A 22954-nucleotide genomic window follows, 5' to 3' on the forward strand; every position below is an offset into this window, starting at 1 on the left:
CGCGCAGGTCCGGGCATCCCGGGCCGCAACCGGGTACGGGAGGCACATGGACCCAGCCCGCCGCCTCCTCGTCCGGCTCGTCCTCGCGCTGGCCGCCGTCCTGCTCGGCGCGACCGGGTGCGTCGTCGTCGACACCTCGCCCACGCGGACCGGCACGGCGCCCGAGCCGGACGAGCCGCCCTCGGCCGGCGACGCCGCGGACCCGGAGGAGCGGATCGCCCGGGAGATCTTCGACCGGGTGAACGACGAGCGCCGCGCCCGGGACCTGGAGCCGGTCGCGTGGAACGAGGAGCTGGCCGAGGTGGCCCGCGACTGGAGCGCCGCCATGGCCGAGCGCGGGGTGCTGGAGCACCAGGACGTGCGGGAGGTCCTCTCGCGGGAGGCGCTCTCCGGCTTCAGCGGGCTGGGCGAGAACATCTTCACCGCCTCGGGGCCGGTGCCGGCGGGCGTCGCCCACGTGGGCTGGATGCGGTCGGACGGCCACCGGGTGAACGTGCTCAACCCCGGGTGGAACCGCCTGGGGGTCGGGGTGTTCTGCGCGCCGGACGGGTCGGTCTGGGCGACCCAGGAGTTCGGGCGCACGGTGGACGCCGACCGGCCGCCGGTGGCCGAGGCGACGCCGTCGGTGGACCCGATCGCCCGGCCCGAGGAGGACGGCCCGTCCTGCTCGTGACGGCGGTCGCCCGCACGGACGACCTGGCTCAGCCCGAGGCGTCGCCCGCGAGCTGGGCCACCCGCCTCAGCGCGTGCTCGCGGGCGTCGGCCGCCTCCGCCGCGTCACGCTCTGCAGCGGACCGGCGTCGCTCCTCCCGCTTCAGCGCGGAGGTGGCGTCGGCGGCCGCGCGCTCGGCGTCGGCCAGCTGGTCGGCCAGCTCCTCCACCCGCGTCGCCAGCTCCGTGCGCCGGTCGGTGAGGTCCTCGACCAGCCGCCGGTGCTCCGCCAGCGCGCTCTCCGCCTCGTCCGCCGCCGCGGTCGCCTGCTCCGCGGCCGCCTGCGCCTCCGCGAGCTCCCGCTGCCGCCTCTCCTCGGCGGCGCGCAGCCGCTCCTCCTGCTCGCGGCGCCGGCGGTCGGCCGCCGACTCCTCGTCGGGCTTCTTCCGTGCCGTGCGCTTCCCGGGCGCCCGCTCGGGCTCGGCAGCCGGCTGGGGCGGCGGAACGAGGCGGAGCTCCGGGCGGCCGGCCAGCTGCCCCATGCCGTTGTAGGACATGGGAGCGGTCAGTCGCCCGGACAGCAGCGCCTTCCCCGCCTCGGGGTCGGACATCGCCGCCCGCAGCGTCTCCTCGACCTGGGTGGCGACCGCGGTGCTGACCGGGTGACCGCCTTCGTACGCCACCGCCCGCGCCTGCCGGGTGAGCGCGGTCAGCAGCCGGCGCCGCTGCACGTCGAGCGCCTTGAGGTCGTCCCCGGCCAGGTCGTCCTGCGCCTCGCGCAGCAGGTTGCCCAGGTCGACGAGGCCCTCGATCTCGGCGCGGTGCGCGCGCACCAGCAGGTTGCACACCCACGCCGGGGTGGAGGGCTTGGCCAGCGCCCCGATCTCCTTGGCCAGCGCCTTGTCGCCGTCGGCCCTGGCCTCGTCCTGGCGCTGCTTGCGCAGGGCGACGAACTCCTCGGGCGCGACCTCGTAGAGCTCGTCCGCCACCTGGTCGAGATCCACGCGCGAACACGATGCCAGAGGGTTCGACGATGTGTGCGCCGATGCGCAGCTCCGCACTCCCGAACTGGGCATCGGCGCACCCCGTCGGCGCTCAGCAGCAGGCGGCGAGGCGGGCGTCGGCGGAACCCTCGGGCGTGCAGCACGTGCCGTCACCGGCGACCGCCGAGAGCTCGGCGGCCGTCTGCCCCTCCAGGTCGGGGCGGGCGTCGGCCTTGACCGTGTAGACCTCCCACGGCTCGCCACCCGGCCCGGTCACCCAGACCTTGTCCTGGACGGCGTAGCAGCAGGTGGTGTTCTGCTCGGGGCGGGTCGCCAGCCCCGCCTCGGCCAGGCGGTCCGTCGCCGCGCCGACCTCGTCGGTCGAGCCGACCTCGACCCCCATGTGGTCCATGCGGGTCGCCTCGCCGGCCGCTCCCTCCAGCAGTACGAGCTTCAGCGGCGGCTCGGCGATGGCGAAGTTGGCGTAGCCCGGCCGGCGCTTGGCCGGAACGGCGTCGAAGAGCCGGGAGTAGAAGGCGATCGCCGCATCGAGGTCGGCGACGCGGAGGGCGAGCTGCACGCGGGACACGGGATCCTCCTGGAGGTCAAGGCATCGACGGGCGTCGATGCCTGAACGCAGAATGAACACCGGGCATCGACGGTTGTCAATACGATTCTCATCGTTACGATGGCGGTCGACGTCCGATGCGAGGGAGAACCGATGAGCGAGCCCGGCCTGGCGTGCTGCACGCCGCTGTCCGGAACGGCCATGTCCGCCGAGCAGGCCGAGCAGGTGGCCCCCCTGCTCAAGGCGCTGGCCGACCCCGTCCGCCTGCGGCTGGTCAGCCTCATCGCCTCCAGCGCGAGCGGCGAGGCCTGCGTCTGCGATCTCAACGACGCCTTCGAGCTCACCCAGGCGACCATCAGCCACCACCTCAAGGTGCTGCACTCCGCCGGGCTGCTGGACCGGGAGAAGCGGGGGGTCTGGGTGTACTACGCGGTCCGGCCGACCGCGTTCAGCGCCGTCGCCAGCCTGTTCGAGACCGGGCGGGTGCCCGCATGAGCGACGCCGTCCGCGAGACCGCGCGCACCGACGTCCCCGCCGACGCCCCGGTCCTGCAGAAACTGTCGCCCCTGGACCGGTTCCTCCCGGTCTGGATCATCGCCGCGATGGCGCTGGGGCTGGCCCTGGGCCGCTGGGTACCGGGGCTGGACGACGCCCTGTCGGCCGTGGAGGTGGGCGACGTCAGCCTGCCGATCGCGATCGGGCTGCTGCTGATGATGTACCCGGTGCTGGCCAAGGTCCGGTACTCCGAACTGGACCGGGTGACCGGCGATCGGAGGCTGCTGGGCGCGAGCCTGGCGCTCAACTGGCTGATCGGCCCGGCGCTGATGTTCGCCCTGGCCTGGCTGCTGCTGCCCGACCTGCCCGAGTACCGCACCGGCCTGATCATCGTCGGCCTGGCCCGCTGCATCGCCATGGTGCTCATCTGGAACGACCTGTCCTGCGGCGACCGCGAGGCCGGCGCGGTGCTGGTCGCGATCAACTCGGTGTTCCAGATCCTCGCGTTCGCCGTCCTGGGCTGGTTCTACCTGCAGGTGCTGCCCGGCTGGCTCGGGCTGACCACCACCTCCGCGGAGTTCAGCTTCTGGGCGATCGTCGTCTCGGTGCTGGTGTTCCTCGGCATCCCGCTGCTCGCCGGCTTCCTCACCCGCACGCTGGGCGAGCGACGCCGTGGCCGCGCCTGGTACGAGGCGCGGTTCCTGCCGCGGATCGGCCCGGTCGCCCTCTACGGGCTGCTGTTCACGATCGTCATGCTCTTCGCGCTTCAGGGTGATGCGATCACCTCCCAGCCCTGGGACGTCGCCCGGATCGCGCTGCCGCTGCTGGCCTACTTCGTGGTGATGTTCGGCGGCTCGTTCCTGCTCGGCATGCGGCTGCGGCTGGGCTACGCCAAGACCGCCACGCTCGCCTTCACCGCGGCCGGCAACAACTTCGAGCTCGCCATCGCCGTCGCCATCGGCACCTTCGGCGTCACCAGCGGCCAGGCGCTCGCCGGTGTCGTCGGCCCGCTGATCGAGGTGCCGGTCCTGGTGGCACTGGTCTACGTGTCCCTCTGGGCTGCACGCCGCTGGTTCCCCGGCGACCCCACCGTCCCGACCACGATCCGGAGCACCCGATGACCCCCAGCGTCCTGTTCGTCTGCGTGCACAACGCCGGCCGCTCCCAGATGGCCGCCGGCTGGCTGCGGCACCTGGCCGGTGACCGCGTCGAGGTGCGCTCCGCCGGGTCGCTGCCCGGCGACCAGGTCAACCCCGCCGCGGTCGAGGCCATGGCCGAGGTCGGCATCGACATCTCCGACCAGCGGCCGAAGGTGCTCACCACCGACGCCGTCGAGGCCTCCGACGTGGTCATCACCATGGGGTGCGGCGACGCCTGCCCGATCTTCCCCGGCAAGCGCTACCTCGACTGGCATCTGGAGGACCCGGCCGGCAAGGGCGTGGACTCCGTGCGCCCGATCCGCGACGACATCGAGGGCCGGATCCGCGGCCTGCTCGCCGAGCTCGGGGTCAGCTCTCCCGCCTGAGCGAGAAGAAGAACGGGTCGGGCAGGCCGCGCAGATCCATCAGGCCGAGCACCGTGCGGCTGTCCACCCGCCGGAAGACGTCGATGATCGGCAGCGCGTCGTAGACCATCGCGGCGGTGACCACCCCACGGTGCTCGACCGCCCGCAGCCGCGCCCTCGGCCGCGACGTGGTCAGCAGGGGGCGGACGGCGCGGAAGGCGACCTGCGCCGCCCGGGAGTGCGCGAGGCCGGGTCGGTCGCGCAGCACGGCGACCGGCACCAGTGCCGGGTCGACCGCGCGCGGGCCGGAGCGGGTGGTGAACAGCAGCGGGTGCACCGTCTCGGCGTCCACGAACTCCTTGCCGTACCAGCCGTAGCTCTCCAGCAGGCCGTCGAGCGGTGAGCCGGTGGGCAGGCCGCTCCCCCGCCACCGCCCGAGCATCTCCTCGGCGGGGACGGGGGGCAGGACGTCGAACCAGGCCAGCGCCTCGTCCCGGGGGACCCCGCCCGCGGCGCGCTCCAGCCACTGGTCGCTGCTCACGAACTCCAGGGTCACGCGACCGGGCGCTCGAAGGTCACCAGGATCCCGTCCACACCACCCGGGCCGATGCGCCCCTTCACCTCGACCGCGGTGATGGCCTTGAGCTGCCACCCCTGCCGGGCGTGCTCGTTGAGCACCTTCTCCAGCTTCCCGCCGGACATCTTGCCCCCGACCAGCCCCTCGCGGATCTCCTCGACCTTGTACTCGTAGCGCGCCGCAGCCATGTGCCGTCCGTCCTCCCCGGAAGTGGTCAGGCGCCCAGCCTGCCCGCTTCCCCCACCGGCCGTCGACCGGGACGGCGATCAGCTCTCCACGGCGGTCAGGGTGCGTTCCAGCTCGGGTGTGCTCCGCGGGACGTGCTGCGTGTTCCCGCCGCCGGTCCGCCGACCGGCGGCGACGAAGGGGCTGCGCATCGCCGCCGCGACGGCCTCGGGGTGGGCGCGGGCAGCGAGGATCCTCGCCCCGGTCACCGTCGGCTCGGGGGCGGTGAGCGGGGTGACCAGGGTGGCCGTCCAGCGGGCCGCACCGGCCCGGAAGGCGGTCGCCGACAGCGCGGCCAGCTCGGCCCACTGCCGCCCCACGAACTGCAGCGGTGCACGTCGTCGGCCCGGGAGCGCACGGTGGCGCGGAAGACGACGTGCCCGGCGCGGTCGGGCACCCGGACGGCCAGCTCCACCTCGTCGCCGACCGACGCGCCGGTCCCGTGGACGCGCACCTGCGCGCCACCCAGGGATACGTCGACCAGCCGGGCCGGCGCGCCGTCCACCACGGCGGGCAGTGCCGCGGGGAACCGGTGACCGTCGCGGCGTTCAGCCGCGAAGCGGGGGTCGCGGATCCGGCGGATCCCGGCCACGACGAACCCGAGGGTGGTCGCCACCCAGAACACCGGCACGAGGGTGGCGCCGCCCAGCCGGTGGGCGGTCGGCGTCCACCCGGCGACGCTCGCGAGCGTGTACAGCAGGCTGCCGGCCAGCACGCCGGCCAGCACCCAGAGCAGCGCGGGCACCCGGGCGCGGGTCCGGTCCTCGCCGGTCCGCCCCTTGGCGGTCACCGTGAACCGTCCGGCGCCCCGCAGCACCAGCGACAGGGTCGCGGCCAGGTTGGAGGGCAGGCGGACCACCTCGAACAGCGGCGCGAACCGCGCCGGGGCGAACCCGCGGGCCAGCAGCGCGAGCGCCACCTGCTGGAGCAGGAACGGCACACCCGCCATGACCGCGAACTGCAGCGGCGGCCCCTCGACCGGGAACAGCCCGGTGACCAGGGCCGTCACCGGGACCAGGGCCAGCCCCAGGGTGCGCCACGAGTCGAACCACGCCAGCAGCGAGTACAGGTAGGCCAGCCGCTGACGCAGGGTCAGCCCCGTGGCGGTGAGCGGGTTGTCGTGCCGCAGTACCTGCATCGCACCCCGGCCCACCGGCGACGCTGGGCGTAGAACGCGTCCGGACTGCCGGCCGCGAGACCGCGGGCGAGCACCTCGTTGTGGTAGGTGCTGCGCCAGCCGGCGCGGTGCAGCTTCATCGTGGTGTGCAGGTCCTCGGTGAGCGACTCCGTCGCCACCCCGCCGACCTCCCGCAGCGCACCGACGCGCAGGACCGCGTTGGTACCGCACCAGAAGGCGGCGCCGGCGTGGTGCTTGCCGGCCTGGATCACCCGGTAGAACAGCGACTCCTCGTGCAGGTCCACGCCCGGGCGCAGGTGCTCGAAGGAACTGGTGTTGTAGAAGTGCTGCGGCGTCTGCACCAGCGCCAGCCGCTCGTCGGCGAAGTAGGGCACCGTGCGGCTGAGGAAATCCGGATCCGGCACGTGGTCGGCGTCGAGGACGGCCACCAGATCGGTGCGCACCAGGGCCAGCGCGTGGTTGAGGTTGCCGGCCTTGGCGTGGTCGTGCTCGGGCCGGCTGACGTAGCGACGGCTGCCGGGCCGGGCCGGGGCGGGGGCACGGTCGCCGGCGCGACGTTCCAGGTCGTCATCACGAACAGCACCAGGGCGACGCCGCCGTAGAGCTCCAGCGCCAGGAAGGGCACGCCGATCCACAGCGCCGGGCCCTCGGGCGCAGTCGCGACCAGCCGCCAGGTCAGTACCCGGCGGTGGCCAGGACGGCGGCGACGGCGACGGTCCGGACGACGGCCAGCCGCAGCGCGCTCTCCGGCGCGGGGACGGCGTCCCGCGTTCCTGTGGGGCGGCCGAGGCCGGCCCGCTCGATGCTCATCCCGGATGCATCGACATCGCGGGCCGCCCCACACACCCCCCGGAGGGGTGAGACGCGATTCCCGGCCCCGCCCTGGTCAGGCGCCGGTGCGCGGGCCTTCCCACAGGTCGATGTCGCTGTCGACGGCGTGCTGGTCGATGGCGGCCAGCTCGTCGTCGGCGAACTCCAGCGTGGCCAGCGCCCCCACGTTCTGCTCCAGCTGACCGACGCTGCTGGCCCCCACCAGCACCGTGGTCACCCGCTCGTCCCGCAGCGCCCAGGCGAGCGCCATCTGGGCGAGGCTCTGACCGCGGCCCCGCGCGATCTCGTCCAGCGCGCGGACGTGGCCGAGCGCGTCCTCGGTCAGGAGGTCCGGGGACAGCGACTTGCCCTGGCTGGCCCGCGAGCCCTCCGGGACGCCGCCGAGGTACTTGTCGGTGAGCATCCCCTGCGCCAGCGGGGAGAACGCGATGCAGCCCGCGCCCACGTCGGCGAGGGTGTCCAGCAGCCCGTCGCGCTCGATCCAGCGGTTGAGCATGGAGTACGAGGGCTGGTGGATCAGCAGCGGCGTCCCCAGGTCGGCCAGGATCGCGGCCGCCCTCGCGGTGTCCTCGGGCGAGTAGGACGAGATGCCGGCGTACAGCGCCTTGCCCGAGCGGACCGCGGTGTCCAGCGCCCCCATCGTCTCCTCGAGCGGCGTGGCGGGGTCGGGCCGGTGGGAGTAGAAGATGTCGACGTACTCCAGGCCCATCCGGGTGAGCGACTGGTCCAGGCTCGACAGCAGGTACTTGCGCGAGCCACCGCCCTGGCCGTACGGGCCGGGCCACATGTCGTAGCCGGCCTTCGTGCTGATGACGAGCTCGTCGCGGTAGGGCCGGAGGTCGTCGGCCAGGTGCCGGCCGAAGTTGGTCTCCGCGCTGCCGTAGGGCGGCCCGTAGTTGTTCGCCAGGTCGATGTGCGTGATGCCGAGGTCGAAGGCCCGGCGGAGGATGTCCCGCTGCCGGTCGAGGGGGACGTCGTCCCCGAAGTTGTGCCAGAGGCCCAGGCTGATCACCGGCAGGTCCAGGCCGCTGCGCCCGGTGCGGCGGTAGGTCATGGAGTCGTAGCGGTCGTCGGCTGCGGAGTAGGGCATTGCCGCATCCTTTCCGACGACCGCGCCGTCCGCGACGGCCGGACCGGCGTTCCCGGGCCGAGCACCGCTCACGACCCGGCCGCGCCACCGGGTTCTAGGGTGGGAGCGCCCGCCCCGTCTCCCCCGGAGTTCGCCGTGCTGCTGCGCCTGATCGGACTCCTCCTGGTCGTGTGGCTCGTGCTCTCGATCATCGGCGCGGTGATCGAGGGGCTGTTCGAGCTGCTCCTCGTCGGCGTGGCCCTGTTCCTGGCCACCGCCGCCTACGGCTGGCTGAAGAAGGACGACCGGGGCTGACCCGCCTCGGGGCGCCGCTGCCGTTCCCGGTCACTCGCCGTCGGCGTCGCCGCCCGCTCCGTCGGCGAACGGCTGCCGGTCGGTGCTCCACCCGGTGCCCGGCGGCGGGCCGGGCGCCGGGTGCTCGGCGACCTGGTCGGCGCGCTCGACCCGGACGCCGGCCTCCAACTCGTCGAGGTCCACGGCGAAGCGGTTCTCGGTCATGGGTCGAGCCTGCTCCCCCGGCGCCGCGCCGTCCAGCCCCGGCGCCGCGTCCGGTCGCCCGCCGGCTCGCCCGTGGCGGACCCTGGCCCGAACTGGGCAGCCCACCGGGCTGTGGACTGCCCGCGGGCGCTCCCCGGCCGATGGAGAACGGGTGCGACGACTGCTGGCCCTGACCGTCACCGCCCTGCTCGGGGCCTCTGCCTGCGGCACCGCCGGGGGGAGCACCGGCAGCGCGGCCGACCCGGCGTGCGCGACGGCCGAGCTCGGCCGGCCGGGCGCCGGCGACGGGATCTACCTGGGGGTGAACCCCGACTGGGGCGCGCAGTCGCTGGCTGAGTACGCCGCGGCGCTGGGCTCGCGGCCCGCGGTCACCGTCTCGTTCACCGGCTTCCCCCTATCCCCCACCGACGCGCGCCACCTGGATGCCGCGGTCGAGCAGGTGCGGGCCGACGGCGGCCTGCTGCTGCTCACCCTGGAGCCGCACGAGGGCCTGGCCGCCGTCACCGACGACGTGGCCGCGGACCTGGCCGAGCGGCTGGCCGGCTACAACGGCCGCGGAGTGCCCGTCGTCGTCCGGTTCTCGGCGCCGCCGACGTGCCGCGCTGCGGAGCCTGACCCGACGTCGGGGGCCTCTGGCTCGGGTAGCCGGAGCGGATCAGGACGACGTCTCTGCGCGGACGGCCACGGCCCTGGTGCTCGGCCACGGCCGTCAGCTCGTCGGCGCCCACGGGCTCGTGCGCCCGGAGCCCCTCGATCCTGCGGCGCCGCGTAGGCCGCCGGGCGTGCGTTCTATGCTCAGCGGGTCGACGGGGGTGGTGTGGTCGGCCTCGTGGGTCATGTCGTCGGAGTCCCCTCCGATCGGTCGCGCAGCCATCCGGCTGCGATCCGTTCGGCGGTCGTCTCGAGCAGGTCGGTCGCGTGCCGCATGCTCCGCTCGAGATCGGGTTCGAGCTGGGCCAAGGTGTGGACGTCGTCGATCCCGAGGTGGCGCAACCGGTCGAGCGCGACGGTGCTGCGACCGGCCACGGCGACGACGCGGGCCCCGGCCCGTCCTGCAGCGGCGGCCACGCCGATCGGGCCCTTGCCGTGCAGGCTCTGCTCGTCCAGCGAGCCCTCGCCCACGATCACCAGATCGGCGCCGGCGAGAGTGCCGGAGAAACCGCTCAGGTCCAGTAGCGTGTCGATACCCGAACGCACCTCGGCCCCCAGGAGTGACGCGGCACCGAAGCCAAGACCGCCGGCAGCGCCCGCCCCCGGGAGGTCGCGCAGGTCGCGTCCGGTCGCGGCGGCCACCGCGTCCGCCCAGTGCCCCAGTGCCCGGTCGAGCAGCGCGACGGTCTCCGCGGTCGCGCCCTTCTGCGGGCCGTACACGGCCGCCGCCCCGGACGGTCCGGTCAGCGGGTTGTCGACGTCACAGGCCACCGTGACGGTCGCGCCGGCCAGGCGCGGGTCCAGGCCGTCGAGGTCGAGCCGAACGACGTCCGGCAGGTCGGCCCCGCCCCGGGGCCACAGCTGTCCGGACGCCGTCCACGTGCGAGCGCCCAGCGCGACCACCATGCCCGCCCCGCCGTCGGTCGTGGCGCTGCCTCCGACGGCGAGCACGATCCGGCGGGCTCCCCGGTCCAACGCGTCGCGGACGAGTTCCCCGACGCCGTAGGTGGAGGCCGTGCGCGCGGTGCGGTCGTCCGGCCCCCCCTCGGGCAGCCGGCCGAGGCCCGCGGCCGCGGCCATCTCCACCAGTGCGGTGTCTCCTCGCAGCGCATACGTCGCCGTGAGGGGCTTCCCCGTCGGGCCGCTCACCTCGCGCGACACGCGCCGGAACCCGTGCGCCAGGACCATCTCCACCGACCCCTCGCCGCCGTCGGCGATCGGGTGCTCCACCACCCGGACACCGGGCAGCCGGCGCCGGAGTCCGCGGGCCAGCGCGGCAGCGGCGCCGACGGCGTCGACGGATCCCTTGAACTTGTCAGGAGCCACCACGATCAGCGGGGAGATGGGGGGCCCGGAGCCGCTCGCCGACATCTTCGCCTCCCCGTGCGGGCTCCCGATTGACGCGGGATCGATTCCGGAGCACTCCCCCAACGTGACCGGATGTGCGCTGGTGATCGAGCTGGTGTTCCGCGATGCCGGCCTGCCCGGGGACGTCTTCCGCAGCATCGTGGTCGCGGAGGCCGACGTGCCGGAGGTGAGCCGGGCACTCATCGAGGACGACCGGCTCTGCGCGGTCAGCTTAACCGGTAGCGAACGGGCCGGCGCAGCGGTGGCCGCCACGGCCGGACGGGCGATCAAGAGAACCCTGCTGGGACTCGGAGGCTCGGACCCCTTCGTCGTCCTGGCCGACGCCGACCTCGACCTGGCCGTGGCCGGGGCCGTGCGGAGCCGCTTCATCAACACGGGGAGAGCTACCTCGCCGCGAAGCGCTGCCTGGTGCACCGGGACGTGGCCGACAAGTTCAGTCGGCCCTTCGCAGGAGCAGTGGCCGACCTCCGGCTCGGCGACCCGCGCGACGCACTGGATCAGCAGGTCCGCGCGTCGGCGCCAGCGTCTGGAGCAGCGACCTGGAGCACGCCCTGGCTGTGGGCCGGCGGATCACCTCCGGCGCGCTGTTCGTGAACACCGTGGTCGCCTCCGACCCCCGGCTGCCCTTCGGCGGGACGAAGCGCAGCGGCTACGGCCGGGAACTCGGCGAAGCGGGTGCCACCGAGTTCACCAACGCACGGACCTACGTCGTCGGTGCAGGGGTGCCGGACGGGCCCGCGACCGAGCGACTTCCCGGTCCCCCCGGTGCGTCCGGCCAGGAGAGGCCGGCTGGGCGATCGAGTCAGCCCGGTCTCGCGCCAGCCCGACCCGCACTCCGGCCCAGGCGACAGCCGCATCGCCGCGCACCGCACCCGGTCGCCGAGCAGGCATACCGCCAGCCCCCGACGAGCAACGACGAGCGCGCCGCCGCCTGGCACCACGACCTCATGGTCGAGGGCACCCGGATCCGCGGTAGCGGCAGCTCCGACCGCCTACGTCAGCTGCGGCCGGACCGCGAACGGGCCCCTGCCTCGTTCCCGACCTCGCCGATCAGCCGTGCGGTGATCGTGTGCGGTAGGGCGGCGATCCGCTGGATCAGTTCTTCGGAAGGCCGGCTGTCGAAGTCGGTGAGCACGTAGCCGAGCTGTCCGGTCGTCGAGAGAGCCTGCGCCTCGATGTTCAAACCCACCGCGCTGACGACGCTGTTCAGCTCCGCGAGGACCCCGGGCACGTTGTGGTGCAGGTAGCTCAGCCGCTGAGCGCTGGTCTGAGCCGGAAGCTGTACGCGCGGAAAGTTGACCGACAGGCTGGTGTCACCGGACCTGACGTAGTTGAGCAGCTTGCCCGCGACGAACCACCCGATCTCTTCCTGCGCTTCCTTGGTCGAGGCAGCGATGTGCGGCGTGAGGATGACGTTCTCGAGGCCGCGGAGCACTGACTCGAAGGAGTCGCCTTGAGCCTTCGGCTCGACGGGGAACACGTCCAGGGCCGCGCCGCCGAGGTGGCCGGCGAGGAGGTGGTCACGCAGTGCGGAGTCGTCGACGACCATGCCGCGTGAGGCGTTGATGAAGATCGCGCCGGGCTTCATCTTGGCCAGTTGCTGGTCGCCGAACATCCCGGCGTTGCCAGGGCGCCCGTCGACGTGAAGGCTGACCACGTCGGCTGTCTCGAGAAGCTGGTCGAGGCTCGACATGCGCCGAGCGTTGCCGTGGATGGGCCGATCAGCGATGTCGAAGAAGACGACTCGCATGCCGAGCGCCTCCGCCACGTTGGCGAGTTGAGTGCCGATGTTGCCGTAACCGACGATGCCGAGCGTCCTGCCTCGGACCTCGTAGCTCCCGCCGGCAGACTTGTCCCACACGCCGTTGTGCATCGCTTGGTTCTTCACCGTGAGTCGGCGTGACAGGGCGATGATCTCGCCGATGACGAGCTCCACCACGCTCCGGGAGTTGCTGTACGGCGCGTTGAACACTGGGACCGCGGTATCTGTGGCGGCCGCCAGGTCCACCTGGTTCGTCCCGATGCAGAAGCAACCGATGGCCGCGAGGTCGCCAGCCTTGGCGATGACCTCAGCGGTCACCGTCGTGTTGGACCGGATGCCGAGGAGGGTGACGCCTTGCAGCGCGTCGGCCAGGTCGTCCGGGGCCAGTGAGCCCGGTCGTTGCTCGACCTCGAAGCCGGCTCCCCGTAGCACCTCTACGGCGCTCGGGTGGATGTTCTCGAGCAGCAGCGCGCGGCCCAGCGTGCCGGTCATCGACCGACCACCGAGCACGTCGGCGCGATGGTGCTTTCCCTGCCCGTTGCTGGTCTGCGCGAACGGTGCTCGGCGACGCCATCTCGGTAGAGCGCGACGGCCTCGAGGGGGCGGATCGGCGTGTTGTGCGGTTCTACTCGGTGCACGTGGTTTCTCCTTCGCGCTGCCGGCGGGGCGGATGAATCAGGTCTGTGGAGTACGCGCTCGGCCGTTGGGCACCCGGTGCCGAAGTGGGACCGCTGGCCGTCGTCGGCGATCGCCATCTCTTCCAACCAGGCCTCCTACCGTTGCACGCGGTGACCATCGGTCCGGTCGCGGCTGCCGTCGGAGCACTCGCAGCCGGATCGTTCTCGCCCGACGCGGCGCGCCTTCCATGCATCGGTCGAAGGAACTGGTTGCAGCGGCCGAGACGCCACGCAGCGACACAACGAGTGGGACCACGCTGGACATTCCATTGAACGCTAGGGATCACGCCGGGTGAGGCCCGGCCCCGACTCGCAAGTGCGGGCCATGCCTCGGGCGGGAGTCGTGACGGGACCGAGCAAGCACCCCGTGATCAGGTGCCCGGCACGTCGACCACCACCCCGGCGTCGCTGGCCCTCTACACCTGCAGTGCCGGATGCGCATGTCCGCGCTGCGGTCACCGAGCCCGGCCCAGGGGCTGCGGACCACCGTGCCCGGGGTGGGCCGGACACGCACGCCCCGGTCGCCCCTCCTCGCACCCAGCCGGAGAGGAGTCGACGACCTACCCCCTTCATGCCGTGCCGCCCATGAGGTCAGCGAAGTCGGTGCAGCACGCCCGACGCAAGGAGCCTTGCCGCAACCTCTGCCGCTACAGCCGCAGCCTCCGCGCCTCGGCGAGTCGGACGCCCGGCACTGCTTCAGCCACGTAGGTCACGGCCGCCGCCACGGGGGATTCCGTGGCGGCGGCCGTGGCCACCTCCAGGTGTTGCAGCGATGCAGGTGTCACTCAGCGAGTGCGATCCTCGTCACCGCCGCGCGACACCGTCAGGTGTCACGTCCAGACTTTCTCCGGTGTCATCGGGAAGACGCCCGTCACTGTCCGACGACAGTCAGCTGCAGCCGCTGGTGGAGCCACAGCCCTCGCAGACGTAGCAGCTACCGGCCGGGCGCATCTTCGTGCCGCAGGTCATGCACAGCGGCGCGTCGGTGGCGGTCCCGGTGACCAACTCGAGGAGCTCGGCCGAGGAGTGGGCCTCCTTGACCGACTTCGGCCCCGCGGGGGTGACCTTCTCATCCACCTTGGACGTCTCGATCGGCGCGGAGCCACGCAGCTGCTCCAGGTCGACCTCCTCCTCCTGCACGGTGGCCGTCGACGCGGAGGTTCCGTAACCGGAGACCTGTGCGGCCCGCTCCTCGGCGGTGAAGATGCCCAGGCCGGCACGCTTGTCCACCGGCAGGTGGTCCAGCGCCAGACGACGGAAGATGTAGTCCATCACGGACTGGGCGATCCGGATGTCCGGGTCGTCGGTCATGCCGGCCGGCTCGAAGCGCATGTTGGTGAACTTGGAGATGTAGGTCTCCAGCGGGACACCGTGCTGCAGGGCCAGCGAGATGCCGATCGAGAAGGCGTCCATCACACCGGCGAGGGTCGAGCCCTGCTTGCCGAGCTTCAGGAACACCTCACCGAGGCTGCCGTCCTCGTACATGCCGGCGGTCATGTAGCCCTCGGCGCCGGCGACGCTGAACGAGGTGGTGACGCTCGTCCGCTTCTTCGGCAGCCGCTTGCGCACCGGGTGCGACAGCGCGCTGGGGGCCGACGCCTCGACCTTGGCCTCGGCCTTGGTGCCGTCGTTCTTGCCCTTGCCCCCGGACAGCGGCTGGCCGACCTTGCAGTTGTCGCGGTAGATGGCCAGTGCCTTGAGGCCCATCTTCCAGCCCTGGAAGTAGATCGTCTCGACGTCCTCGACGGTCGCCGTCTCGGGCATGTTGACCGTCTTGCTGATGGCGCCGGAGATGAACGGCTGGACGGCGGCCATCATGCGGACGTGGCCCATCGGGCTGATGGCCCGCTCCCCCATGGCGCAGTCGAACACCTCGTAGTGCTCCGGGCGCAGGCTCGGGGCGTCGACGACGTGGCCGTGCTCGGCGATGTACTCGACGATCGCCTCGATCTGCTCCTCCTGGTAGCCCAGGCTGCGCAGCGCCCGCGGCACCGTCTGGTTGACGATCTGCATGGAGCCGCCGCCGACCAGCTTCTTGAACTTGACCAGCGAGAAGTCCGGCTCGATGCCGGTCGTGTCGCAGTCCATCATGAAGCCGATGGTGCCGGTGGGGGCCAGCACCGAGGCCTGCGCGTTGCGCCAGCCGTTGTCGGCGCCGATCTCCAGGCACTCCTGCCACTGCTGGGTGGCGACCTTGAGCACGTCGGCGTCGTCGGCACCGACCGGGCGGATGGCGTCGTTGGCCGCGGCGTGCTTCCGCATGACCCGGGCATGGGCGTCGGCGTTGCGCGCGAAGCCCTCGTAGGCACCCACGATGCCGGCGAGCTCGGCCGAGCGCCGGTAGGCGGTGCCGGTCATCAGCGAGGTGATCGCCGCTGCCAGCGTCTGGCCACCGCGCGAGTCGTAGGCGTGGCCGGTCGCCATGAGCAAGGCGCCCAGGTTGGCGTAGCCGATGCCCAGCTGGCGGTAGGCGCGGGTCGTCTCACCGATCGGCTCGGTCGGGAAGTCCGCGAAGCAGATCGAGATGTCCATCGCGGTGATGACCAGCTCGACGGCCTTCACGAAGTTCTTGGCGTCGAACGTGCCGTCGTCCTTGAGGAACTTCATGAGGTTCAGCGACGCCAGGTTGCACGAGCTGTTGTCCAGGCTCATGTACTCCGAGCAGGGGTTGGACGCGTTGATGCGGCCGGTCTCGGGGTTGGTGTGCCAGTCGTTGATCGTGTCGTCGTACTGGATGCCCGGGTCGGCGCACTCCCAGGCGGCCTGGGTGACCTTGCGGAACAGCGACTTGGCGTCGACCGTCTCGATGACCGATCCGTCCAGGCGGGCGCGCAGACCGAACTCGTCGCCCTCCTCCACCGCGCGCATGAACTCGTCGGAGACACGGACGGAGTTGTTGGCGTTCTGGTACTGGACGCTGGTGATGTCCTTGCCGCCGAGATCCATGTCGTACCCGGCGTCGCGCAGCGCGCGGATCTTGTCCTCCTCGCGCGCCTTGGTCTCGATGAACTCCTCGATGTCGGGGTGGTCGATGTCGAGGACGACCATCTTGGCCGCGCGCCGGGTGGCGCCACCGGACTTGATGGTCCCGGCCGAGGCGTCGGCGCCGCGCATGAAGCTGACCGGGCCCGAGGCGGTGCCGCCGGAGGAGAGCAGCTCCTTGGAGGAGCGGATGCGGGAGAGGTTCAGGCCGGCACCGGAGCCGCCCTTGAAGATCAGGCCCTCCTCGCGGTACCAGTTCAGGATCGAGTCCATCTCGTCGTCGACGGCGAGGATGAAGCAGGCGCTGACCTGCTGCGGGGCGCTCGTGCCGACGTTGAACCAGACGGGCGAGTTGAAGCTGAAGTACTGGTGCAGCAGCATCCAGGTCAGCTCGTGCTCGAAGATCTCGGCGTCGCCCTCGGTGGCGAAGTAGCCGTGCTCGCGGCCGACCTCGGTGTAGGTGAGCACCACGCGGTCGATCAGCTGGCGCAGGCTGGCCTCCCGCTGGGAGGTGCCGACCGCGCCGCGGAAGTACTTCGTGGTGACGATGTTGGTGGCGTTGATGCTCCACTCGGCCGGGAACTCGACACCGCGCTGCTCGAAGTTGATCGAGCCGTCCCGCCAGTTGGTCATGACGACGTCGCGGCGCTCCCAGGTCACCTCGTCGTACGGGTGCACACCGGCGGTGGTGAAGACGCGCTTGATCTTGAGGCCCTTGCCCCGGCTGGGCGCCTTGGCGCCGCGGCGGGTGCGGGGACCGGCCACGCGGTCGTCGGTATCGGTCATGGTGTGTAGCTCTCCCTGGTCGTGTGTCGCGTGGTGCTTCGCGGGGCTGCGCGGTGGTGCTGCGCGGTGGCGGATCGGGGGCTGGGGAAGAGCCGCGATCGGTAACTGCTCGAACTGCTGTCTATCGGGTGGCACTGACGGGTTTCTCAGGTGCCGGCAGGGCTGCCGGAGGCGACCGGCTGCCCCCGGCCCCCACCCCGCCGGCGGACCGGCGGGTCCCCCTGCATGCCCGGCAGCGGCGGGGTACCCGCCGCCAGGTGCCGGGCACGCAGCTCGGTGATCTCCTTCTCGAAGTCCTCGAGCGAGGTGAAGGCCCGGTACACGCTGGCGAAGCGCAGGTAGGCGACCTCGTCGAGCTCGCGCAGCGGTCGCAGGATCGCCAGCCCGACCTCGTGGCTGGGCACCTCCGCCGCGCCGCTGGCGCGGATGGCGTCCTCCACCTGCTGGGCGAGCAGCTTGAGCTGGTCCTCGTCGACCGGACGGCCCTGGCAGGCCCGCCGGACGCCGGCGACCACCTTGCTGCGGTTGAAGGGCTCGCTCACGCCGTTGCGCTTGACGACGGCGAGCACCGCCTCCTCGACGGTGGTGAACCTCCGCCCGCACGCGGGGCAGGACCGGCGACGCCGGGTGGTGGCGCCCTCATCGGCCTCGCGCGAGTCGATCACCCGGCTGTCGGCGTTGTGGCAGAACGGGCATCGCACGGTGGTTCACCTCCTTCTTCCTGCACCCCCACCGGCCGGCTGTGGACCCTCTTGGGGACATCCGGTGGATGCGCCGGGGAGAACCTGAGGACCAGCCTGTGGACGGGCTTACAGCTCTGTAACTACTAGATGTAGGGGAACCCTAGGACGCGCCGCACAAGATGTGCAAGTGATCGTTTCCTCGGCGTGTTCCGCCCCGGCACTGCCGTGCGCACGCGGAACACCGGATCCCAGCAGTCACAGGACATGCCCGGCGTCTCGGACCAGCGGAAGGCTCGCGGTGGCGTCGGCACCGGCGGAGCGCCCGCCGCGAACTGCGGACACCGCCCGCGCCACGGCCACGCGCTGCGTCGCGCGAGATGCCGCGACGACGGCCGCAGCGGGTGCGGCGACAGGCGGCTCGGGCAGCCGCACGGTCGACAGCTCGCTCCACGCCGTCGCCTCGGCGCCGCCCACGACGACCCGCACGCACACCTGGCAGGTGCCCGAATCGTCATGCCGACAGCCCGGCAGCCCCTGCACACCAGGCACCGACCTGGTGGGCCTCGACGGCCTGGGGTCGGCAGGGCGGACACCGCGGCGCGGTTCTCCATGACGCTGGACTGCGACAGGCGGCGAGGGTGATGGCCAACACAGACGGCCGACGCTTCAACACGCACGGTCGAGGAGCTCGTCGGGCCGGGCTGGGCACCTCTTGCCGCGGCCGGCGGAGTCCACCGGGCTCGGGGGAGCTGACTCAGGGCAGCCGCAGGACCTGCCCCGGCAGGATCGCCGAGCCGTCGAGGCCGTTCAACAGCTGGATGCCGTCGACGACCTCCCGCACGTCCCGCCCACCCGCCGCTGCGCTCGCGATCGACCACAGCGTGTCCCCCGGCTCGACGATGACCCTCGTCGTCCCCATCAGCTCCAGGCCGGCACCGTCCCCGCCGAGCACCGCGGTCCCGAGCGCGACCACGCAGAGGACCAGCAGCAGCGCGAGGGCGGCCACGAGCCGGCGACCGCGAGCGGTCAGCCGGAGAGGTGGCAGCGCCGGCTTCCCCGGCCACCCTGCGGCATGCCCCAGGGCTACGGCGGGACGGGCGCCGCGCGCCGACCGGCCCGCGGCCCCACCTCCGGCCGCCGGTGCGACCGCGTAGGCGCGCGGGACCGGCGGCAGCACGCGCAGGTGCCGCTCCGGCCGCCGCTCGAGCCGCTCCCGCACCGCGCCGGGCATCTCTCCGCGCACCGTCGCTGCCGCACTGCCGGCCATGGCTTCCCGCTCCTCACCTGGCCGGATCCCCCCGGCCCGAACGCCTGTTCGATTCAAACGCTTGCCCGATGTCTACCGCACGGGTCCGACAGGAGCGACGCGACACGGCAACTTTCGAACACGTGTTTGAACTGACCGGCGATCGGCGCTACGGTCGCTACGACGACCAGGCTGATCAGCTGCGCGGGCAGCCGGCGAGGAGGAGACGTGACGAACTCGAGCGGGACGTCCGGCGGCCGACGCGGGAGCCGGAGCGCCGCCCCGGGGACGGCCGACGCCTCGGCGTCGGTGCGCGCCTTTCCGGACCGGACGGCCGACGGTGACGGACTCACCCAGCGGCAGCGCCGGGTGCTGGAGGTCATCCGCGACTCGATCGACCGTCGCGGCTACCCGCCCTCGGTGCGCGAGATCGGCGAGGCGGTCGGGTTGTCGTCGGCCTCCTCGGTCGCGCACCAGCTGTCGGTCCTCCAGAAGAAGGGCTGGCTGCGCCGCGACCCCAACCGGCCGCGCGCCCTCGACGTCCGGCTGCCCGGCGACGCAGGACGCGCCGCCGCCGTCGAGCCGCTCGTGGTCGGCGACGGCGAGCAGGCCTCTGCCCCGACGTACGTACCCCTGGTCGGGCGGATCGCCGCCGGTGGTCCCGTGCTCGCCGAGCAGGCGGTGGAGGACGTCTTCCCGCTCCCCCGCGAACTCGTCGGCGAGGGAACGGTGTTCATGCTCAAGGTGGTCGGTGACTCGATGGTCGAGGCGGCGATCTGCGACGGCGACTGGGTCGTCGTCCGCCAGCAGCCGACGGCCGAGAACGGGGAGATCGTGGCCGCCATGATCGACGGTGAAGCAACGGTGAAGACCTACAAGCGCCGCGACGGTCACGTGTGGCTCCTGCCGCAGAACCCCGCCTACGAGCCCATCCCCGGCGACGAGGCCACGATCCTCGGCCGGGTCGTGTCGGTCCTGCGCAGGGTCTGACCGTCAGGGACGACGACGCAGGCGGCTGCCCAGCCAGACCACGAGGGTGGCGACGGCGGCGGCGATCAACGCGGCCGCGACCGGTGAGCGGTCCGAGCGCACCAGCTCCTCGAAGCCCGGCAGCGGGTCCGCAACCGGTGCCGCCGTCGCCGCGGGCGGTGCGCCGGCCGGGAGGGGTACCACGGTGACCGCGCTGGGCAGCCCCTCGCTGGCGACCACCAGCGCGCGCGAGTCGGCGGTGAAGCTGACCGCCTCGCCCTGCGGTGACTCCGGCAGGGCCACCCGCACGGGCTCACCGGCCAGCGCGCCCGGGACGTCGGAGGCGGTCAGCGGCCACACGTAGGCGTCGGTGTAGGTGCGCAGCGCGACGGCGCTGCCGTCCGACGCGACCGCCCCACCGGTGATCATCAGCTGACCGGCCCGGCCGACCGGTCCGCCGGGGGTGCCGGTCAGCGTCACGTTCACGGTGGCGACCCGTTCCATGGGCGCCGTTCCGCCGTCGGCGAGGGCACCGGCCGGCCGGTACACACCGCTGGAGCCCAGGACCTCCTTGGTCACCACGTACGGGGTTCCGTCCGGGGTCACCAGCAGCGCTTCGGCGTCGTGCGCGCCGTCGGGATAGGTCAGCCGGTGCAGCGCGGTGCTGCCGTCGGGGCGGAGGACGTGCAGCGCGACGGTCGCGCGGTCGACGTTGTTGTCCCCGGTGTCGGCGATCCAGACGCCGCCGTCCGGTCCGACCGCCAGGTCCTCGGGGTCGTACGGGTCCACGGGGGCGGACTGGACGTCGATCACCGCGCACGCGTCGTCGAGCCCGTAGACGGCGACCTGGTCGCCGCCGTCGTTGAGCGCGAGCACCTGCTCGCCCACGGCGACGAGTCCCGAGACCTCGGCGAGGCGCGGATCGGTGATCGAGCACCGCACTGTGGGTGCTGCGCCCCCGGCCCCGGCGATCCCGGGGACACCGAGCAGGACGCCGGTCAGCGCGGTCGCCAGGACGAGCCGCCTCACGGCGCCGCTATCCGGTCCGGCCTGCTCGGGCACGGACGAAGCGTGACAGCACGAGCGCGTCCAGTGCATGAACCACGCCCAGCAGCACGATGCCCACAGCCGCTCCCACGACGGCGTCGGTGACCCAGTGGAAGTCCAGCGACACCATCGCCACACCGGTGGCGACCGGTCCGGCCACGCTCAGCCACCAGAACGTGCGCTGCACCGCCGACGGCAGTCCGTACTCGACCGCCTGCCACCGGGCGACGCCCCACATGAGCACGGCGTTGGCCACGTGCCCGGAGGGGAAGGAAGCGCCGTCGGGGTGGAAGTAGTACGACCCCGGAAAGGCCGGGGCGGTGCGACCGATGCCGTGCTTGATGGCGTAGACGCCGGCGGTGAGCACAGCGAGGGCGAGCGCGACCCGGGCGATCGGCAACCACGTCCGCCGCCGCCAGAAGAGGTAGCCGAGCAGACCGGCGAGCACCGCGAGGATGGTGACCCGCCCGCCGAGCTGGGTGACCAGCCAGACCACGGGGTAGCCCGCGGTGCCCCGCAGTCCCCAGTCACTGACGACCTCCGAGACCAGCAGGTCCAGCCGCTCCAGCGAGCCGTGGGTGAGCAGGTCGGCGGTCACGAGGACCGGGACGAGGACCGCCACGCCGACCAGCCACCACGGCGGCCGACCGGCCGAGACGACGGGCGCGGAACCGGGAAGACCGGTCTCCCGCACCGCGCCCCTCGCCACGCCGCAACCGTACCGGGCCGTGACCGGATCGTGATCGATGCGGCCGGAGGTCAGGCGACCGGAGCCCCGAACTCCTCGAGTGCGGCCGCGAGCGCTCCGTCCACCCGGGCGGTGAGCCGGGTGCCGCCGCCCTCGTGCTGCTCGCTGAGGACCTCGCCGTCCCGGTGCACGCGGGCCACCAGGTCACCCCGCTCGTAGGGCACCAGCACGTCGACGTCGACGTCCGGGTGCGGCAGACGCTCGGCGACGAGCCGGCGCAGGGTGTCCATGCCGGCCCCGGTCCGGGCGGAGACCCAGACGGCGCCCGGCAGGGCCTGGCGAAGGGCGAGGATGTCCTCCTCGCTCATCGCGTCGACCTTGTTGACGACGATGACCTCCGGGACCGCCGACGCGTCGATCTCGTTCAGCACGACGTGGACGGCGTCGATCTGGCCGAGCGGGTCGGGGTCGGAGCCGTCGACCACGTGCAGCAGCAGGTCGGCCGCGGCCACCTCTTCCAGGGTGGAGCGGAAGGCGTCCACCAGCTGGTGCGGCAGGTGGCGCACGAAGCCGACGGTGTCGGTGAGCGTGTACTCCCGGCCGTCCGGCGACTGCGCACGGCGGACCGTCGGGTCCAGGGTCGCGAACAGCGCGTTCTCGACGAGCACGCCGGCGCCGGTGAGCTGGTTGAGCAGGCTCGACTTACCGGCGTTGGTGTACCCGGCGATGGCCACGCTCGGAACGGCGTTGCGGCCGCGGCTGGACCGCTGGGTGGCCCGCGCGGTTGCCATGCCGGCGATCTCGCGGCGCAGCTTGCTCACCCGGGCGCGGATGCGCCGCCGGTCGGTCTCGATCTTCGTCTCGCCGGGACCACGGGTACCGATGCCGCCACCGCCGGCGACGCGACCACCGGCCTGACGGGAGAGCGACTCACCCCAGCCGCGCAGCCGCGGCAGCATGTACTGCATCTGCGCCAGCTCGACCTGGGCCTTGCCCTCCCGGCTGGTGGCGTGCTGGGCGAAGATGTCGAGGATCAGCGCCGTCCGGTCGACGACCTTGACCTTGAGGACCTTCTCCAGCTGGTTGAGCTGGCCGGGGGTGAGCTCACCGTCGCAGATCACGGTGTCGGCGCCGGTCGCGGCGACGATGTCGCGGATCTCGTTGGCCTTGCCCGAGCCGACGTAGGTGGCGGCGTCGGGCTTGTCGCGCCGCTGGCTGACCGCCTCGAGCACCTCGGAGCCCGCCGTCTCCGCCAGGGCGGCCAGCTCTGCCAGCGAGCGGTCGGCGTCGGCCTGCGTGCCCTCGGTCCAGACCCCGACGAGCACGACGCGCTCGAGTCGCAGCTGCCGGTACTCGACCTCGGTGACGTCGGCGAGCTCGGTGGAGAGCCCCGCGACACGGCGCAGCGCACCGCGCGCCTCCAGCGCGTAGGAGCCGGTGGTGTCGTCGGCCTCGTCCCGACGCCCGGCGGGCGCGGGGCGGGTGGTCCGGTCGGTCTGCTCGTCGACGGGCAGGGCATCGGGGGCGGTCGTCAT

The 22954-nt window shown here is 72.7% G+C and carries 26 protein-coding genes and 1 pseudogene; 8 read left to right on the plus strand and 19 right to left on the minus strand.

What is annotated here, in order from left to right; genetic code table 11:
• Positions 1 to 46 precede the first annotated feature (46 nt).
• Complete coding sequence (locus tag ABC795_RS12265) at positions 47 to 673, plus strand: CAP domain-containing protein (RefSeq protein ID WP_347057472.1); 627 nt, start codon at positions 47 to 49, stop codon at positions 671 to 673.
• A 28-nt stretch (positions 674 to 701) separates the two neighbouring features.
• Here the strand turns inward: ABC795_RS12265 and ABC795_RS12270 are convergent, their stop codons facing one another.
• Both ABC795_RS12270 and ABC795_RS12275 read right to left on the minus strand, forming a co-directional pair.
• A complete protein-coding gene (locus tag ABC795_RS12270) occupies positions 702 to 1655 on the minus strand; it encodes a hypothetical protein (protein ID WP_347057473.1) in 954 nt (317 codons plus the stop codon).
• Positions 1656 to 1746: 91 nt separating this feature from the next.
• Complete coding sequence (locus tag ABC795_RS12275) at positions 1747 to 2223, minus strand: ArsI/CadI family heavy metal resistance metalloenzyme (protein WP_347057474.1); 477 nt, start codon at positions 2221 to 2223, stop codon at positions 1747 to 1749.
• 132 nt (positions 2224 to 2355) lie between these two features.
• Here ABC795_RS12275 and ABC795_RS12280 point away from each other — a divergent pair, with 132 nt between their 5' ends.
• The 3 genes from ABC795_RS12280 to ABC795_RS12290 are packed head-to-tail and all read left to right on the plus strand — an operon-like array spanning position 2356 to position 4222.
• Positions 2356 to 2697 carry a metalloregulator ArsR/SmtB family transcription factor gene (locus ABC795_RS12280; RefSeq protein WP_347057475.1) on the plus strand — a complete coding sequence of 114 codons (342 nt, stop codon included), beginning with the start codon at positions 2356 to 2358 and terminating at the stop codon, positions 2695 to 2697.
• Positions 2694 to 3818, plus strand: coding sequence for an ACR3 family arsenite efflux transporter (gene arsB / locus ABC795_RS12285; protein ID WP_347057476.1), 1125 nt, complete (start codon positions 2694 to 2696; stop codon positions 3816 to 3818). Before ABC795_RS12280 ends, arsB begins: the two co-directional genes overlap by 4 nt.
• Positions 3815 to 4222, plus strand: a complete 408-nt coding sequence (locus ABC795_RS12290) for an arsenate reductase ArsC (protein WP_347057477.1) — start codon at positions 3815 to 3817, stop codon at positions 4220 to 4222. The genes arsB and ABC795_RS12290 overlap by 4 nt, the downstream gene beginning before the upstream one ends.
• Here the strand turns inward: ABC795_RS12290 and ABC795_RS12295 are convergent.
• The 7 genes from ABC795_RS12295 to mgrA form a co-directional block, all read right to left on the minus strand.
• Complete coding sequence (locus ABC795_RS12295; RefSeq protein WP_347057478.1) at positions 4206 to 4742, minus strand: DUF4334 domain-containing protein; 537 nt, start codon at positions 4740 to 4742, stop codon at positions 4206 to 4208. The two genes, ABC795_RS12290 and ABC795_RS12295, sit on opposite strands and share 17 nt — an antisense overlap.
• 11 nt (positions 4743 to 4753) lie before the next feature.
• Positions 4754 to 4966 (minus strand): DUF4177 domain-containing protein, encoded by a 213-nt coding sequence (locus ABC795_RS12300; protein ID WP_347057479.1) that lies wholly within the window; start codon positions 4964 to 4966, stop codon positions 4754 to 4756.
• Positions 4967 to 5044: 78 nt separating this feature from the next.
• Complete coding sequence (locus ABC795_RS12305) at positions 5045 to 5212, minus strand: hypothetical protein (protein ID WP_347057480.1); 168 nt, start codon at positions 5210 to 5212, stop codon at positions 5045 to 5047.
• Positions 5209 to 6141: a PilZ domain-containing protein gene (locus ABC795_RS12310; protein ID WP_347057481.1), complete on the minus strand. Its 933-nt coding sequence runs from the start codon at positions 6139 to 6141 to the stop codon at positions 5209 to 5211. The genes ABC795_RS12305 and ABC795_RS12310 overlap by 4 nt, the downstream gene beginning before the upstream one ends.
• Complete coding sequence (locus ABC795_RS12315; protein WP_347057482.1) at positions 6096 to 6776, minus strand: glycosyltransferase; 681 nt, start codon at positions 6774 to 6776, stop codon at positions 6096 to 6098. Before ABC795_RS12315 ends, ABC795_RS12310 begins: the two co-directional genes overlap by 46 nt.
• Positions 6777 to 6816: 40 nt before the next feature.
• A complete protein-coding gene (locus ABC795_RS12320) occupies positions 6817 to 6951 on the minus strand; it encodes a hypothetical protein (protein WP_347057483.1) in 135 nt (44 codons plus the stop codon).
• 76 nt (positions 6952 to 7027) lie between these two features.
• The gene (gene mgrA / locus ABC795_RS12325) at positions 7028 to 8062 is read right to left on the minus strand and encodes an L-glyceraldehyde 3-phosphate reductase (RefSeq protein ID WP_347057484.1); all 1035 of its coding nucleotides are present in this window, start codon (positions 8060 to 8062) and stop codon (positions 7028 to 7030) included.
• 99 nt (positions 8063 to 8161) lie between these two features.
• Between mgrA and ABC795_RS12330 the strand changes: the two genes are divergently transcribed.
• On the plus strand, positions 8162 to 8356 hold the full coding sequence (locus ABC795_RS12330) for a hypothetical protein (RefSeq protein ID WP_347057485.1): 195 nt from the start codon (positions 8162 to 8164) through the stop codon (positions 8354 to 8356).
• Between the two features lie 30 nt (positions 8357 to 8386).
• On the opposite strand, the gene ABC795_RS12335 is transcribed toward ABC795_RS12330, so the two are convergent.
• The gene (locus ABC795_RS12335; protein ID WP_347057486.1) at positions 8387 to 8560 is read right to left on the minus strand and encodes a hypothetical protein; all 174 of its coding nucleotides are present in this window, start codon (positions 8558 to 8560) and stop codon (positions 8387 to 8389) included.
• A gap of 151 nt (positions 8561 to 8711) precedes the next feature.
• On the opposite strand from ABC795_RS12335, the gene ABC795_RS12340 reads away from it, so the two are divergent.
• Positions 8712 to 9332 carry a hypothetical protein gene (locus ABC795_RS12340; RefSeq protein ID WP_347057487.1) on the plus strand — a complete coding sequence of 207 codons (621 nt, stop codon included), beginning with the start codon at positions 8712 to 8714 and terminating at the stop codon, positions 9330 to 9332.
• A gap of 62 nt (positions 9333 to 9394) precedes the next feature.
• Here ABC795_RS12340 and ABC795_RS12345 read toward each other — a convergent pair whose 3' ends face one another.
• Positions 9395 to 10582, minus strand: a complete 1188-nt coding sequence (locus ABC795_RS12345; RefSeq protein WP_347057488.1) for a glycerate kinase — start codon at positions 10580 to 10582, stop codon at positions 9395 to 9397.
• 554 nt (positions 10583 to 11136) lie between these two features.
• Here ABC795_RS12345 and ABC795_RS12350 point away from each other — a divergent pair.
• A pseudogene (locus ABC795_RS12350) lies at positions 11137 to 11223 on the plus strand (hypothetical protein); the annotation flags it as partial.
• 353 nt (positions 11224 to 11576) lie between these two features.
• On the opposite strand, the gene serA reads toward ABC795_RS12350, so the two are convergent.
• The 5 genes from serA to ABC795_RS12375 form a co-directional block, all read right to left on the minus strand.
• Positions 11577 to 12833, minus strand: coding sequence for a phosphoglycerate dehydrogenase (serA, locus tag ABC795_RS12355; RefSeq protein ID WP_347057489.1), 1257 nt, complete (start codon positions 12831 to 12833; stop codon positions 11577 to 11579).
• 1073 nt (positions 12834 to 13906) lie between these two features.
• Positions 13907 to 16786, minus strand: a complete 2880-nt coding sequence (locus ABC795_RS12360; RefSeq protein ID WP_347057490.1) for a vitamin B12-dependent ribonucleotide reductase — start codon at positions 16784 to 16786, stop codon at positions 13907 to 13909.
• Positions 16787 to 16932: 146 nt separating this feature from the next.
• A complete protein-coding gene (gene nrdR / locus ABC795_RS12365; RefSeq protein ID WP_347057491.1) occupies positions 16933 to 17487 on the minus strand; it encodes a transcriptional regulator NrdR in 555 nt (184 codons plus the stop codon).
• Between the two features lie 237 nt (positions 17488 to 17724).
• Positions 17725 to 18009 carry a hypothetical protein gene (locus tag ABC795_RS12370; protein WP_347057492.1) on the minus strand — a complete coding sequence of 95 codons (285 nt, stop codon included), beginning with the start codon at positions 18007 to 18009 and terminating at the stop codon, positions 17725 to 17727.
• Positions 18010 to 18223: 214 nt separating this feature from the next.
• Positions 18224 to 18736: a LysM peptidoglycan-binding domain-containing protein gene (locus ABC795_RS12375; RefSeq protein ID WP_347057493.1), complete on the minus strand. Its 513-nt coding sequence runs from the start codon at positions 18734 to 18736 to the stop codon at positions 18224 to 18226.
• Between the two features lie 207 nt (positions 18737 to 18943).
• Here ABC795_RS12375 and lexA point away from each other — a divergent pair, with 207 nt between their 5' ends.
• Positions 18944 to 19705 carry a transcriptional repressor LexA gene (gene lexA / locus ABC795_RS12380; RefSeq protein ID WP_347057494.1) on the plus strand — a complete coding sequence of 254 codons (762 nt, stop codon included), beginning with the start codon at positions 18944 to 18946 and terminating at the stop codon, positions 19703 to 19705.
• A 3-nt stretch (positions 19706 to 19708) separates the two neighbouring features.
• On the opposite strand, the gene ABC795_RS12385 is transcribed toward lexA, so the two are convergent.
• The 3 genes from ABC795_RS12385 to hflX are packed head-to-tail and all read right to left on the minus strand — an operon-like array spanning position 19709 to position 22954.
• Positions 19709 to 20713 (minus strand): hypothetical protein, encoded by a 1005-nt coding sequence (locus tag ABC795_RS12385; RefSeq protein ID WP_347057495.1) that lies wholly within the window; start codon positions 20711 to 20713, stop codon positions 19709 to 19711.
• 7 nt (positions 20714 to 20720) lie between these two features.
• The gene (locus ABC795_RS12390) at positions 20721 to 21440 is read right to left on the minus strand and encodes a phosphatase PAP2 family protein (protein WP_347057496.1); all 720 of its coding nucleotides are present in this window, start codon (positions 21438 to 21440) and stop codon (positions 20721 to 20723) included.
• A 50-nt stretch (positions 21441 to 21490) separates the two neighbouring features.
• Entirely contained in the window at positions 21491 to 22954 is a 1464-nt protein-coding gene (hflX, locus tag ABC795_RS12395) for a GTPase HflX (RefSeq protein WP_347057497.1), read from the minus strand.

Source organism: Blastococcus sp. HT6-30 (genome assembly GCF_039729015.1).
Taxonomy (GTDB): domain Bacteria; phylum Actinomycetota; class Actinomycetes; order Mycobacteriales; family Geodermatophilaceae; genus Blastococcus.